At 68.7% G+C, this 13078-nt stretch carries 13 protein-coding genes; 11 read left to right on the top strand and 2 right to left on the bottom strand.

Annotated elements, in window-relative coordinates; genetic code table 11:
- Positions 1-63: 63 nt before the first annotated feature.
- The 6 genes from ACZ5TV_RS14075 (at position 64) to ACZ5TV_RS14050 (ending at position 4993) form a co-directional block, all read left to right on the top strand.
- Complete coding sequence (locus ACZ5TV_RS14075; RefSeq protein WP_379780489.1) at positions 64-309, top strand: hypothetical protein; 246 nt, start codon at positions 64-66, stop codon at positions 307-309.
- Positions 310-554: 245 nt separating this feature from the next.
- The gene (locus ACZ5TV_RS14070) at positions 555-1151 is read left to right on the top strand and encodes an NUDIX hydrolase (protein WP_379780491.1); all 597 of its coding nucleotides are present in this window, start codon (positions 555-557) and stop codon (positions 1149-1151) included.
- Positions 1152-1236: 85 nt separating this feature from the next.
- Positions 1237-2535, top strand: coding sequence for a Glu-tRNA(Gln) amidotransferase subunit GatD (gatD, locus tag ACZ5TV_RS14065; protein ID WP_379780493.1), 1299 nt, complete (start codon positions 1237-1239; stop codon positions 2533-2535).
- 3 nt (positions 2536-2538) lie between these two features.
- Complete coding sequence (locus ACZ5TV_RS14060; RefSeq protein ID WP_464383931.1) at positions 2539-3651, top strand: GNAT family N-acetyltransferase; 1113 nt, start codon at positions 2539-2541, stop codon at positions 3649-3651.
- A gap of 89 nt (positions 3652-3740) precedes the next feature.
- Positions 3741-3956, top strand: a complete 216-nt coding sequence (locus tag ACZ5TV_RS14055) for a hypothetical protein (protein WP_379780763.1) — start codon at positions 3741-3743, stop codon at positions 3954-3956.
- Between the two features lie 59 nt (positions 3957-4015).
- Positions 4016-4993, top strand: a complete 978-nt coding sequence (locus tag ACZ5TV_RS14050) for an A24 family peptidase (protein ID WP_379780765.1) — start codon at positions 4016-4018, stop codon at positions 4991-4993.
- Between the two features lie 15 nt (positions 4994-5008).
- On the opposite strand, the gene dnaG is transcribed toward ACZ5TV_RS14050, so the two are convergent.
- Positions 5009-6472 (bottom strand): DNA primase DnaG, encoded by a 1464-nt coding sequence (gene dnaG / locus ACZ5TV_RS14045; RefSeq protein WP_379780767.1) that lies wholly within the window; start codon positions 6470-6472, stop codon positions 5009-5011.
- Positions 6473-6655: 183 nt separating this feature from the next.
- Between dnaG and ACZ5TV_RS14040 the strand changes: the two genes are divergently transcribed.
- From ACZ5TV_RS14040 to ACZ5TV_RS14020, 5 genes are all read left to right on the top strand, one after another.
- Complete coding sequence (locus tag ACZ5TV_RS14040; protein WP_379780769.1) at positions 6656-6937, top strand: hypothetical protein; 282 nt, start codon at positions 6656-6658, stop codon at positions 6935-6937.
- Complete coding sequence (locus tag ACZ5TV_RS14035) at positions 6934-8418, top strand: sodium:solute symporter family protein (RefSeq protein ID WP_379780771.1); 1485 nt, start codon at positions 6934-6936, stop codon at positions 8416-8418. Before ACZ5TV_RS14040 ends, ACZ5TV_RS14035 begins: the two co-directional genes overlap by 4 nt.
- Before the next feature lie 251 nt (positions 8419-8669).
- Positions 8670-9830, top strand: coding sequence for a DUF6498-containing protein (locus ACZ5TV_RS14030; RefSeq protein WP_379780773.1), 1161 nt, complete (start codon positions 8670-8672; stop codon positions 9828-9830).
- Between the two features lie 97 nt (positions 9831-9927).
- Positions 9928-10800 carry a YqcI/YcgG family protein gene (locus tag ACZ5TV_RS14025; protein ID WP_379780775.1) on the top strand — a complete coding sequence of 291 codons (873 nt, stop codon included), beginning with the start codon at positions 9928-9930 and terminating at the stop codon, positions 10798-10800.
- Positions 10801-10839: 39 nt separating this feature from the next.
- Positions 10840-11397: a cysteine hydrolase family protein gene (locus ACZ5TV_RS14020; RefSeq protein ID WP_379780777.1), complete on the top strand. Its 558-nt coding sequence runs from the start codon at positions 10840-10842 to the stop codon at positions 11395-11397.
- A gap of 5 nt (positions 11398-11402) precedes the next feature.
- Here ACZ5TV_RS14020 and ACZ5TV_RS14015 read toward each other — a convergent pair whose 3' ends face one another.
- Positions 11403-12977: an MATE family efflux transporter gene (locus ACZ5TV_RS14015; RefSeq protein ID WP_464383930.1), complete on the bottom strand. Its 1575-nt coding sequence runs from the start codon at positions 12975-12977 to the stop codon at positions 11403-11405.
- Positions 12978-13078 lie beyond the last annotated feature (101 nt).

Genomic DNA, 13078 nt, shown 5'->3' with positions numbered 1-13078 from the left:
ATTCGGGCATATCCGGCACAAACGTCGATCCGGTCTTTGTGTGTGGAGACACACCACCCGAATATGCGTGAGTCCCGGGAGTTCGTGTTTATCGTGGTGGTCACTGTGGTCGTGGCCGCGCTCGCGGCGACCGCGATCGGCGGGATTCCCAGCGTCGACACGACCGAGGTCCCGGACGTCGAGGGGTCCGGCGACGACGCGGATAGCGAGACGGACCCGAACGACGACGCCGACTGCGAGAGTGATGCGGATGCGGACGATTCCGACTGCGACGCCGAGAGCGACACGACTGATGGCGGGGACCGTTGAGACGGCGGGAACGAGAGCTCGTGAACGATGGTGTTGATCGACGATACGCCTGGGACAGACCGGAAACGGACCGCGACAGACCCGTTTTGGCGATGCACTCGGTGGACGGCGGTGTACGCAGTAGATAGTGGCGTACTCGATAGACAGTGGTGTACCCAGTAGACAGTCGTGTACTCGGTGGTACGGGAGCTGTACGCGGTGAGGATCGGAGAAAGCTTAAACCGAGTGTGTGACCCAGGGCCGGTATGGACCTGTCGCGGCTCGGTCGGTTCACGCCGACATCGCTCGTCGCCCGGCGTGAGGCGGCGGTGTTGACTCCGGTCGTCGAACGCGACGGGGAGGCACACCTGCTGTTCACGAAGCGAGCCGCACACCTCGGCGAGCACCCCGGCCAGATGAGCTTCCCGGGCGGTGGTCGGGAACCGATGGACGCCACACTGCGGGAAACGGCGCTCCGGGAGGCGAACGAGGAGATCGGCCTCCGCCCCCGAGAGGTCGATATCGTCGCCCGTATCGATGACACGACGACGACGAGCGACTACGCCGTGCGCCCCTTCGTCGGGATCGCTCCGGATCGCGAGTACGCCCCGGACGAGTCGGAGGTCGCCGAAGTAGCGGTGCTCCCGGTCAGCGGACTCACCGATCCCGCGAACTACGAGTCGGAACGACGCGTCCATCCCGACTACGGCGACCACCGGATCCACTTCTTCCGCGTCGACGGGTACACCGTCTGGGGCGCGACCGGACGAATGGTCGTCCAGCTGCTCGAACGCACCACCGATTGGCGAGCGCCGGCGGAGCCCGACAGGGTCGTCGACCCCGACGCCGACCTCCCTGTCTGACGGGGGACACCGGACCCGATCGACGGAACCGGTCTCTCGGCGACGAACGGTTGGATTGAAGTCCGCCGGCAGGGAATCGAGTGGTATGCAACCGGGAGATCGCGTCCGCGTCGACCGCGGGGACGTCACGAACGAGGGGGTCCTGTTGCCCTCGACGACCCCCGATCACCTCGTCGTCAAGCTCGATGGCGGGTACAACGTCGGTATCGACCGTGACGCCGCCGAGATCGAGGTACTTGAGTCCGGCGTTCGCGACGTCGGCGGGGAGGAGAGCGGGGACGCGGCGGACGGCCCCGGCGCGTCCAGCGAGGTCACCTTCGACGACGAGCTGCCCACGATCGCGCTCATCTCCACCGGGGGAACGATCGCCTCGACCGTCGACTACCGGACCGGCGCGGTCACGGCCCGCTTCGACGCGGAGGACGTGTTGCGCGCGGTTCCCGATCTGGCGGGCCGGGCGAACTACCGCGGGCGGGTCGTCGCCAACATCCTCTCGGAGAACATGGAGCCGTCGATCTGGCGGGAGCTCGCCGAGGCGGTCCACGAGGAGATAGCCGCGGGTGCGGACGGCGTAGTCGTGATGCACGGGACGGACACGATGCAGTACTCCGCGTCGGCGCTCTCGTTCGCGCTCGATGCGTCAGTGCCGGTGGTGTTCACCGGAAGCCAACGCTCCGCGGACCGTCCCTCCTCCGACAACGTGATGAACGCGGTGTGTGCCGTCGAGGCCGCGAAGGCGGACCACGCCGAGACGCTCGTCTGTATGCACGCGAACCAGTCCGACGACGCCTGCGCGCTCCACCGCGGCACCCGCGTCCGCAAGAACCACACCTCTCGCCGGGACGCCTTCGAGACCGTCGGCGCGAAACCCCTCGGCGTCATCGAGTACGAGACTGCCGCCGACGCGGGTGCGGACGGGGACACGGCGGACGCGGCGATCGACTGGAACCGCGAGCCAGCCCCCCGCGGGAACGAGGAGCCCACGCTCACCCCCGAGATGGCTGACGATGTCGAGCTGGTCAAGTTCACGCCGGGAATGGACCCCGCGGCGTGGGGGTATCTCGACGGGATGTCGGGCGTCGTGATCGAGGGGACGGGGCTCGGACACGTCCACACCGACCTGATCCCGCGGATCGAGTCGCTCGTCTCCGACGGGACGACGGTCGTCATGACCAGTCAGTGTCTCGAGGGACGGGTGTGTGACCGCGTGTACGACACGGGTCGCGACCTGCTCGACGCCGGAGTGATAGAGGGTGGCGACACCCTCCCGGGAACGGCGAAAGTGAAGCTGATGTGGGCGCTCGCGAACACGGACGACCCCGCGGCGGCGGTGCGACACGAGCTCGCGGGGGAGCTGACCGCCGAGTCACAGCCCTGGAGGTGACGGATGAGCGAGATCGCCGTCAGGCAGGCCCGTCCCGTCGACGCCGACGCAGTCGCCGTGTTCACCGCCGACACGTGGGGTGACCGCCACGACGACTACCTCCCGCGCGTGTTCGCGGAGTGGGTGAACTCCGACGACGACGCACAGCGGACGTTCGTGGCGACGATCGCCGCGGCCGACGCGACAGCCGCCTTGGGACCCGATGCGGCCGAGGGAGGTTCGGAGAACGAGGACGCGGAAGTCGACGACGCGAGAATCGGGGACGCGGAGGTCGACGACGCGACCGTCGTGTCCGGCGACGGGACCGGCGCGGCCGCGGCCGGCGAGCCGGAGGTCGTCGTCGGCTGTGTTCAGGGCGTGCTGCTCTCCGAGTGGGAGTCGTGGGCACAGGGGATCCGCGTGAACCCGACGGCCCGCGGCCTTGGCGTCGGCAGCCGGCTCAGCGAGGCCGTCCTCGACTGGGCGGCCGCGGCTGGCGCGACCGTCTGCCGAAACATGGTGTTCTCGTGGAACGTCGCCGGACTGGGTCAGTCGCGAGCGGTCGGCTTCGACCCCGGTACCGAGTTCCGGTTCGCCCGGCCCGACCCGGCGGCCGCGCCGGCGACTCCTCCGAACGCGGCGGTCGACGACCCCGACCCCGACGCAGTGTGGGCGTTCTGGAGCCGGAGCGACGCCCGGAATCACCTCGACGGGCTGGGGCTCGACCCCGGCGAGTCGTGGTCCTGCTCGCAGTTGACCCGCGAGCGGGTGGCGACGGCGAGCGACGAGGAGCGACTGGTGGCGGTGGACGACGACGACGGGATAGCCGGGTTCGCCCTCCACACTCGGACATGGGAACGCGAGGCGGACGACGCGGACGGGGACGCCGACACGAGTGCTGAGGATGAACCCCCTGTGGAGCGGCACGCCATCTACGGGAGCGCGGCGTGGCGCGACGTGGCGGCCGTCGGCGCGCTGCTGGACGCGGTCGCCCGGGACGCGGCCGACCGCGACGCGGATCACGTCCGCGTGTTCATCCCCGAGACCGTCGATCACGTGAGCGACGTCGCGGCCAACCGAGTCGAGGTAAGCGCCGAGCCGGACTTCGTGATGACCGCGGACCTCACCGATCGCTGAGACTCGATGAGTCGAGCGGTACTGCTGGCGGTCCCCGGCGTCCCCGGCGGAGCCGAAGCGCTGAAACGGCGTCGGCCGAACGGTGTCGTATGTATCCGCTCGTCTCCGGGGCGCTTCCGTGGTCGTGGCCGCTCACGCTCGCCGTGTACGGGATCGTGCTCGCTGTCGCGGTGTGGATCTACCGCGACGCGAAAGCCCGCGGGAGCAATCGGGCCGTGTTGTGGTTCCTGGCGACGCTCGTGTTCACCATCGTCCCCGTTCTCCTGTACATGTACCTCCATCGCGCCTCCGGGCCGGCGCGCTGAGTATCAGGGCTGATGGCGGAACCCGAACGCCTAATTCGCCCCGCCGTTCCCGTGTAGACATGTTCGCGACCCTGCCGGACGCGCTCCGGCTGCTCGTCGTCCCGGTGTTCGCGTGGGCGGCGGTTCGGGACGTCCGCACGCGCCGGCTCCCGAACCGGCTCTGGCCGCCGCTGTACGCGTTCGGGGTGTTGTTGATCGCCGTCGAGGCCGTCCAGTTCTTTCCCTTTGCGGGGTTTGAGGCCCGGCTGTTCCTCGTACAGACGCTGATCAGTTTGCTGTTCGTCGCGCCCCTCGGCTACGCGTTCTGGTATCTGGGCGCGTTCGGCGGGGCGGACGCCAAGGCGCTGATCGCCATCGCCATCGTGTTCCCGACGTTCCCGACCTACGAGCTCGCGGGTGCGAGCCTCCCGTCCGTCGAGACCGCGATCGGCGTGTTCTCGCTGACGGTGCTCACAAACACGGTGCTGATCGGGCTCGCGTACCCGGTCGGACTGGCCGCCTACAACCTCGTGGGCGGGGAGCGGTCGACGACGATGTTCCTCGCGCGCCCCGTCTCGACGGCGTCGCTCCCGGAGCGACACGGGCGGCTGTTCGAGGACACGACGGGGACGACACGAAGCGGGCTCGACCTCGACGCCCTCCGGATGTACCTCCGCTGGCGCGGGACGACGCTGGCCGAGCTGCGCGCGGAGCCCGACCGCCACCGCGACCCTGAAAGCGTGTCGGAGACGTTCGACCCGACCGACGGTGGGACACACGTCGGGCCGGCGACCGACGGGGGAGAAGTGGTCGAGACGTCGGAGGAAGAGATCGGTGACCCCTGGGCTGCCGAACGGTTCCTCACGGGGATCGACCACGGCGCGTACGGGACCGACGCGGAGACCCTTCGCGACGGGTTAGAAGTAGTGACGAGCCGGGAGACGGTGCGAGTGTCGCCGGGAATGCCGTTCGTCGTTCCGATGGCGGCCGGGCTGGTCGTCTCGCTCACCTACGGGGACGCGCTGTTCGCGCTGTTGGGCGCGGTCGGCCTCGTATAAGCGGCCGGGAAGCCGTCAGGCCTCGATCGAAGTCTCCCCTACCGTCGAGACGCGAGTCCCGATCGGCCGCTTCACGAACTCGCCGACCTCGCGACCGATCATCCGGGTGACGCCGCGCTGTGCGGCGACATCGAGCAGGCGCTGGTCGATCCGCCCGTCGACGACAACCGCGTGCGGGGGAGTGTCCGCGCTCTCGACCGCGTCGAACGCCGCGTCGGCGTCGACCTCCGAACCGATGGAGAGGTCGTCGCCGAGGAGTCGGGCGAGCCCGCTTCCGGCGTCGATCACTTCCTGAACGTGTTCCTCCATGGACCGGGGAGCTGATTCCGACGGCGTCTCGGCGGACGCGGGATCCGCCGACTCCGTCGCTGTGGCAGCGTCGTGCTCCCCGGTTTCAGCCGCCGCTTCAGTGGCGTCCGAGGCTTCCGTTGGCTCCGACGCTTCGGCGTCGGTGGATCCCGCTGTGACGTCGTCCTCGGCGTCAGCGTTGGGTTCGGTGTCGGTCTCGTCGGCTTCGCTTCCGACGTCAGTGTCGGTCGTGCGTTCGGAGTCTGCGTCCGCGTCACCGTCGGAACCATCTCCACGAGTGGAGTCGACAGCGGACGATCGGATAGACTCCGGGTCCGTGTCGCGCCCGTCCAGTTCGTTTCCGGCTGCCTTCCGCAGGTTCGGCTCGTCGGCGAGCGTCTCGTACGGGACTTTGCCGCGGAGCGCCTCGAACACTGCCCCACGGTCGAGGTCCTCGACGGACTCGCCGGGCGGGGCGAAGGCGACGTAATCCACCTCGCCGACCTGAGCGAGCTCGCGGAGGATCAGCTCGCCACCGCGGTCGCCGTCGAGGAACGCGGTGACGGTCCGATCGCGGGTCAGCGCCGCGACCGCGTCTGGGACGTTCGTCCCCTCGACGGCGACGGCGTTCTTGATCCCGCACTCGAGCAACGTGGAGACGTCCGCGCGCCCCTCAACGACGATCACGGCGTCGGAGTCGCTGACGCGCGGCCCCGCCGGCACTCCCTCGTAGTCGGCGACGCCCTCGATCCGGGCGGCGTCGCGGACCTCCTCTAACACGTCGGTGCTCGCGAGGTTCGTCTCCTCGAAACCGCTCGCGACGAGCTCTTTCGCGCGTTCGACGACCTCGCGGCGCTTCGCGGCACGTACGTCCTCGATGCTCGTCACCTCGACTGACGCCTCACACGGGCCGATGCGATCGATAGTCTCCAACGAGGCAGCGAGGATCGCCGTCTCGACCTTGTCGAGGCTCGATGCGACGGTCACCTCGCCGAAGGACTGACCGTTCTCCGACTGTATCGCGACGTCGATCCGTCCCACTTTCGAGGAGTCCTGGAGGTCACGGAGGTCCAGCTCGTCGCCGAGAAGGCCCTCCGTCTGCCCGAACACCGCGCCCACGACGTCGCTCCGCTCGACGACGCCGTCGGCCGCGATGGTGGCACGGATCAGGTATTTGGCTGTGTCGTTCATGTGAATGTGAATCGTGATCTGAACAGGCGGTACGTACCGCCCGTTTCCATTACGATCGTTCCCGAAAAATACCTGTCGACCGGAGAGTCACCGGCGAGCGCGTTTGAAGAATAATTATCTTCGATACCCTATACTGAATTAGGAAAGTAGGATTTAACCGTGTGTATTACATTTAGATTTCTGATGAGTCGATCACGGAGAGATATCTTGTGGGTACCGGCGTTCGCGATACTCGTCGCGTTCGCGGTGCCGTGGCCGCTGTGGGGTGTCGACCGCGTCGTCGCCGGCTTGCCGGTGTGGATCTGGTGGCACGTCGGGTGGCTCGGACTGTGTACCGTACTGTTCTCCCGGTTCGTCGCGAGCGGCGCGTGGGAGCGCGGGATGGGACTGACGGCCGGGGCGGAGTCGATCGGGGAGCGTTCGGAGTCGGGAGGCCGGCCGGCGAGCGGGGGTGAGGAGCCGTGAGCCTCGCGGTCCAGCTCGGCGTCGTCGTCGGCTACCTGCTCGTCGCGCTCGCTATCGGGCTGATCGCCTATCGAGTCGCGGAAGCGACGGCCGAGGACTACTACCTCGCCAGCCGCTCCATCGGGACGCTCGTGTTGCTTTTCACGACGTTCGCCACGTTGCTGTCGGCGTTCACGTTCTTCGGCGGGCCGAACCTCGCGTACGCCGCCGGCCCCGAGTGGCTGATCGTCATGGGCGCGCTAGACGGCGTGCTGTTCGCAGTGTTGTGGTACGTCATCGGCTACAAACAGTGGCTGATCGGGAACAGAAACGGCTACCTCACACTCGGCGAGATGCTCGGTGACCGGTTCGGCTCCGCGGGACTCCGCGCGCTCGTCGCCGGGATCAGCCTGTTGTGGTTGTTCCCGTACGTCATGCTCCAGCAGATGGGCGCAGGCGAAGCGATCGTGGGACTGACGAACGGTGCGGTCCCCTACTGGGGCGGCGCGGCGCTGATCACCGCCTTCATGATCGGCTACGTCACGCTCGCGGGGATGCGCGGCGTCGCGTGGACCGACACGGTACAGGGGTTGTTCATGCTCTCCATCGTCTGGATCGCGGCCGTCTGGGTGCTGTCGGCGGTCGGCGGGCTGGGCGCGGCCACCGACTCCATGCTCGCGGCGCGCCCCGAGTTCGGGAGCTTCGGCGGCGGGCTCTACTCGCCCGGGTTCATCATCTCCACCGCGATCACCATCGCGTTCGGCGTGACGATGTTCCCGCAGATCAACCAGCGGTTCTTCGTCGCGAAGAGCGGCGCGGTGCTCAAGCGGTCGTTCACGCTGTGGCCCGTGCTGGTCCTCCTGTTGTTCCTCCCCGCGTTCATGCTCGGCGCGTGGGCCGCGGGGATGCCGATCGACGTGCCCGAGGGCGCGAACGTGCTTCCCGTCGTATTGAACGAGTACACGCCGGTGTGGTTCGCCGCGCTCGTGATCGCGGGCGCGATGGCCGCGATGATGTCGTCGTCGGACTCGATGCTGCTCTCCGGATCGTCGTACTTCACGCGGGACCTCTACCGACCGTTCGTCAACCCCGACGCCTCAGCCCGCCGCGAGGCGTGGCTCGCGCGGATCGGGGTGGCGGCGTTCGCGACGCTCGCCTTCCTCGCCAGCCTGCTCCGACCCGGTACCCTGATCGAGGTCGGCGACACCGCGTTCTCCGGGTTCGCGCTGCTCGCGCTCCCCGTGATCTGCGCGCTGTACTGGGACCGGACCACCCGCGACGGGATGATCGTCGGCGTGCTCGTCCCGCAGGTCGCGTATCTGACGGTGGTGTTCTCCTCGGTGCTCCCGCTCGTTCCGACGCTTCCCCGGTCGGTGGCCGGTGGCTGGGACATCGCGCTCGGGCTGATGGTCCTCTCGGCGGCCCTCACGATCGGCGTCTCCTCCCTCACCGCGCCGACCGCCGATAGCGACGCGTCTCGGTTCGCGGTCGCCGGGGACTGAGCGATCGGTGGTGACCGAGCGCTTACCGACGCCGCCACGTTCGGAGTAGTTTATAAGGGACCGTCGATATCCAAGACACTACTTATAAACCGCTCTCGTCGTCAACGAACTCGCGTGCGACTAGCCGTGGTCGATCGTCCGTACACGACGAGTATGAGTATATCCAAGTCGTTCCAGCGGTCACGCCAGTTTATATATGCTGTACAGCACCCAGTGACGGAGTTTATAAATAATCCGGCCGACTGTCCGTCGTGGTCGCCCTCCCCCGATCCCCGAACGCGAGCCGATCGGCCGCGCTCGCGGTCGGTATATCGAACCTGTTCCCGCTCGTCGGCGTCCTCGCGCTCGGCTGGGACGCGACGGCGCTGATACTGCTCTACTGGTTCGAGCTAGGGGTCCTGACGCTGTTCGCGCTCCTCCGTGGCGTCTTCGCCGGCCGACCGAGTGAACTCGAGACGGACGCGTTGATCCTCGGAGCGCTCGTCGACAAACGGGCCTCGGTGTCCGTACCGCTGACAGGCGTCCGGATCCACCTCTCTTCGGTGCTCGTTCTATCGATTATCGCACCGTTCCTCGCGCTCTTGTGGGTGTTTACGGGCCCGGTGTTGCTGGCGCTGACCGGCACCGAGGGACCGAGTCCGGAGACGGTCGGAACGGTGCTGCTCGCGACGTTCGGGATCGCGATCGCCGAGGCCCCGATCGGCGAGGTCGCGGACCCGGCGACGTTCGGACCGATCGTCCTCGCGCTTGCCGTCCTAATCAAGTTCGGGGGCGACCTCGCCGGGCTGTATCACGATCGGCTGGCCGCGTTCGACGAGTCGACGAGCCTCGCCATCGGCTGGGCGTACGAGCCACCCCCCGACGAACCGGTACGGGACCGGATTCCGGACCCCGACACGCGTTGCCGTCCGACCACCGCTGGTCGACTCTTCGGTTGGCCGCTCGCCGAAGCTATCCGGCCGGGCGGGTGGCTCCTGGCGGCGCTCCTGCTCGGCGTGGCCGCCTTCGTCGCCGTCGCCGGATACCGTGTCTCCGCCCTCGTGATCGGACTGTTCGCGGTTGTCGCGCCGCTAACTGTCCTCATCGTCGACTCGGCGCTCCGGTACGGCGCGGTGGAGTACCGGATCGCGAGCGAGGGGGACCGCGCGGTCGTCGCGTACGATCGACTGTTCGGGCTGGCGCTCTGGCGGATCGAGCCGTGGGACGAGACGAACCTCCGCGTCGAGCGCGATCGGATCGACCGCCGAGTCGGTACCCGGTCGGTCGTGATCGAACTATCCGACCGGACGGTTCGGATCCCCCGGGTCGCGGACCCCGCCCCGATCCTCGCGGCCTTCGACCGCCGGGCAGATCGACCCGACCGCGACGGGAGCGATCGAAGGCCGGATCGCGACCACGAGCCGACCTCGTAGCGGCCGGGTCGACGCGCCCTTCGAACGTCCTCACGCACCGTTCCCACCGCGCTGGGGGCGTCGAAAGGCAAAAGCCCGTCTACGACCCACATCTACCATGAACGAGCCCGGCACCGAGGGCGTGCTGTTGGACCAAGAGACGCTCCACGATCGGCTCGACGACGCGCCCGAGTGGCTACAGGACCACTACCGGACGTTCCGCGAGTCGATGGTCGGCGAGCGCGACGGCTCGCCGTTCCCCTGTTATTTCGGGATCGAGGTCGAACGGGAGGGCGATCTGCTGTACGCGGCCTGCGAGTCGACCACCGATCCGGCCGCGCTGTTACGGCTCCGTGACACCCTGCTTGAGTACCTCGACACGTACCCCGACCACGCCGACCGCGCGCCGCTCGCGGTGTTCTTCAAGCCGCCGGCCGGTGACCCCGGCGAGGCACACTACCACGAGCGGCTCTGGCACGTCCTGGAGTTCCTCCACGTTCACGACCCGGAACCGTGGCCGGAGTCGATCCCGACCGATCCGGACACCCCGACGTGGGAGTTCTGTTTCGGCGGCGAGCCGCTGTTCCCGACCTCCCGCGCGCCGTTTTACGACGAGCGGAAGAGCCGGTACTCGCCGGTCGGCCTCGAGATCACCTTCCAGCCGCGGGCCGTCTTCGAGGGGATCACCGCCGACACTGAGGCTGGCCAGCGCGCCCGCGAGACGATCCGGTCGCGGATGACCGAGTACGACGGCGTCTGTCCCCACGCCGACCTCGGCGACTGGGGGGTTGAGGGCGACCGCGAGTGGACACAGTACCTGTTCCGCGAGGACGACGCGGAGAGCCCGGACGAGTGCCCGCTTGCCCCGACCCGCGATCACCCGAAAGCCCCCGAACCGCTCCTCGAACCCGGCGCGTGGCGGCGGCTGGCCGACGACGACCAGCCGCCCACAGGAGTCCGCACCGTGGCCACCGGAGCCGACGATGACTGATCGGGCCCCGGGGGCTCCGAGGACACCGGAGGCGACGAAATGACCCGCGGCGGGCCGTCTGACGACGCCGTCCTCCTCCTCGTCGACTTCCAGGTCGGCTTCGACGACCCGGGCTGGGGCGAGCGAAACAACCCCGAGGCGGAGACGGTCGCCGCCGCCCTCTTAGCGCGGTGGCGCGAAACCGGCCGCCCGGTCGCACACGTCCGACACGCGTCGACGGACCCCGACTCACCCCTCCGACCGGACTCGCCGGGGTTCGCGTGGAAACCCGAGACGGCACCCCGGGAGGACGAGGCGACCTTCGAGAAATCCGTCAACGGCGCGTTTCTCGATTCCGGGCTCGGCGACTGGCTGCGGGAGCGGGGATACGACACGCTCGTCGTCTGCGGGCTCACTACCGACCACTGCGTCTCGACGACCGTCCGGACGGCGGAGAACCGCGGATACGACGTCTCCGTCGTTGCGGACGCGACCGCCGCCCACGCGCGGACCGCCCACGACGGGGGTGTAGTCGACCCGGAGACGTCACATCGGGTCGCGCTCGCACAGCTGAACGGCGAGTTCGCGACGGTCGTCGATGCGGCCGACCTCGGGTAACCGTCTCAGTCGTCGTCGGCGGCGGTCGACGCGCCGTCCGTCTCTCCGGACCCGCCGCCCTCCCCGCTCGATTCGTCGTCTTCCTCGACCGACCTGTCGTCTTCCTCGACCGACCTGTCGCTTTCTCCGGCCGATCCATCGCTTTCTCCGGCCGACGCGTCCTCGGCAGCCGCCTCGAACATGCCCCGTTTCGTCGCGTATATGAAGTACGCGCCCAGCCCGAGGAACCCGACGGCGTTCGATATCGCGACCGCCCAGAACACCGCCTCGACGCCCCAGCCGAGCCCCGGCGTGATCGCGACCCCGAACGCGCCGAACGTCGCGGTCGTCGGAACGGCGGCGACGGCGATGGGGAACCGGATCCCCCAGTACTTGATCGCGTCGGCAACGAACGAGGTCCGCGTCCGGGAGGCTCCGTTGAACCCCGCGAGCAGCGTGTAGGTGCCACCGAGCCCCCAGTAGGTCACCGCCAAGAGCTGTAAGTAGAGCACGGAGAGATCGCGGCCGGTCGCGCTCAGGTCCGGTGCGAAGAGGTCGGTGATCGCGCCCGCGAAGAAGAACTGCACCGCTCCTAGCGCGAGGAACGCGGCGACGACGATCCCGGTTCCGACGGTCGTCGTCCGGCGGGCCCGGTCGGGCTCGTCGGCCCCGAGGTTCTGTCCGATCATCGACTGGGCGGCCTGTTGCATCCCGAGCGCCGGAACGATCGCCAGCGTCGCGACCCGCGCGCCGACGGTGTAGGCGGCGACACCCGCGGCACCGCCCGCGATCGCGACGAGCCCCACCACCAGCACGCGGACGAGCTCGCTCACGCCGCGCTGGCCGCCGAGCGGGAGCCCGACGGAGACGACCTCCCGGATATCGGCGGGGTCGAAGACGAACGCCTCGCGGGTGAGTCGGAACGTGTCCCGGTAGATACCGCCGGCGTACGCGAGCACGTGAAGGAGGCCGACGACGCCCGCGAGCGCCGTCCCCAGGGCTGCGCCGGCGACGCCGAGCGCCGGAACCGGCCCGACGCCGAAGATGAGCACGGGCGCGGCGACCAAGTTGACGAGGACGCTGGCGACGCTCACGTGGAGCACGGCCCGGGTGTCGCCGTAGGCGGTGAAGCAGTTCTCGACGGTGTCGCCGACCGCCCCCACGGGGAGCACCGCGATGACGATGGCGAGGTACGTCGCGGTGGTGGCCGCGAGCGCCGGGTCCGCCCCGAGCGTCGCGACCAGCTCCTCGGCGAAGACGACGACGGGGACCGCGACCGCGACCGTGACCACGAGCGCGACGAGCCCGCCGTTGACGGCGAGCCGCCGGGCACCGGACTCGTCGTCCGCGCCGACCCGCTGGGCGACGAGGATCTGGGTGCCGACCGCGGCGACGACGACGGTCGCGCCGAGCAGCGACTGGATCGGGAGGCTCAACCCGACCGCGGCGACGGCCTCCTCGCTCACCCGTCCAAGCCAGAACGTGTCGATCAGCGCGTTGGCGACGTAGACGAGGTTCTGCGCGACGAGCGGCGCCGCGAGCAACAGGAGGACCCGACCGATCGGGCCGTCGGTGATCTCCTCCTGTGAGACGTCCAACATCAGGTATCGTTCCGGGATTGTCCAGGCATAATAAAACAGTACCGGTGCCGGATACGATCGGGTCGCTGACCCGCACGTTTTTGCGCGCGGCCGCCAAGGAT

The sequence above is a fragment of the Halorubrum tibetense genome, from assembly GCF_055396225.1.
Note: the sequence above shows the minus strand (reverse complement) of the source record. Positions and strands in the feature narration are given on the sequence as shown.

Excerpts from the sequence above, each read along its gene's own strand:
- gatD (WP_379780493.1), top strand. The coding sequence starts at position 1,237 with ATGCAACCGGGAGATCGCGTCCGCGTCGACCGCGGGGACGTCACGAAC.
- ACZ5TV_RS14055 (WP_379780763.1), top strand. The coding sequence starts at position 3,741 with ATGTATCCGCTCGTCTCCGGGGCGCTTCCGTGGTCGTGGCCGCTCACG.
- ACZ5TV_RS14050 (WP_379780765.1), top strand. The coding sequence starts at position 4,016 with ATGTTCGCGACCCTGCCGGACGCGCTCCGGCTGCTCGTCGTCCCGGTG.
- dnaG (WP_379780767.1), bottom strand. The coding sequence starts at position 6,472 with ATGAACGACACAGCCAAATACCTGATCCGTGCCACCATCGCGGCCGAC.
- ACZ5TV_RS14025 (WP_379780775.1), top strand. The coding sequence starts at position 9,928 with ATGAACGAGCCCGGCACCGAGGGCGTGCTGTTGGACCAAGAGACGCTC.
- ACZ5TV_RS14075 (WP_379780489.1), top strand. The coding sequence starts at position 64 with ATGCGTGAGTCCCGGGAGTTCGTGTTTATCGTGGTGGTCACTGTGGTC.
- ACZ5TV_RS14070 (WP_379780491.1), top strand. The coding sequence starts at position 555 with ATGGACCTGTCGCGGCTCGGTCGGTTCACGCCGACATCGCTCGTCGCC.
- ACZ5TV_RS14060 (WP_464383931.1), top strand. The coding sequence starts at position 2,539 with ATGAGCGAGATCGCCGTCAGGCAGGCCCGTCCCGTCGACGCCGACGCA.
- ACZ5TV_RS14020 (WP_379780777.1), top strand. The coding sequence starts at position 10,840 with ATGACCCGCGGCGGGCCGTCTGACGACGCCGTCCTCCTCCTCGTCGAC.
- ACZ5TV_RS14015 (WP_464383930.1), bottom strand. The coding sequence starts at position 12,977 with ATGTTGGACGTCTCACAGGAGGAGATCACCGACGGCCCGATCGGTCGG.
- ACZ5TV_RS14040 (WP_379780769.1), top strand. The coding sequence starts at position 6,656 with ATGAGTCGATCACGGAGAGATATCTTGTGGGTACCGGCGTTCGCGATA.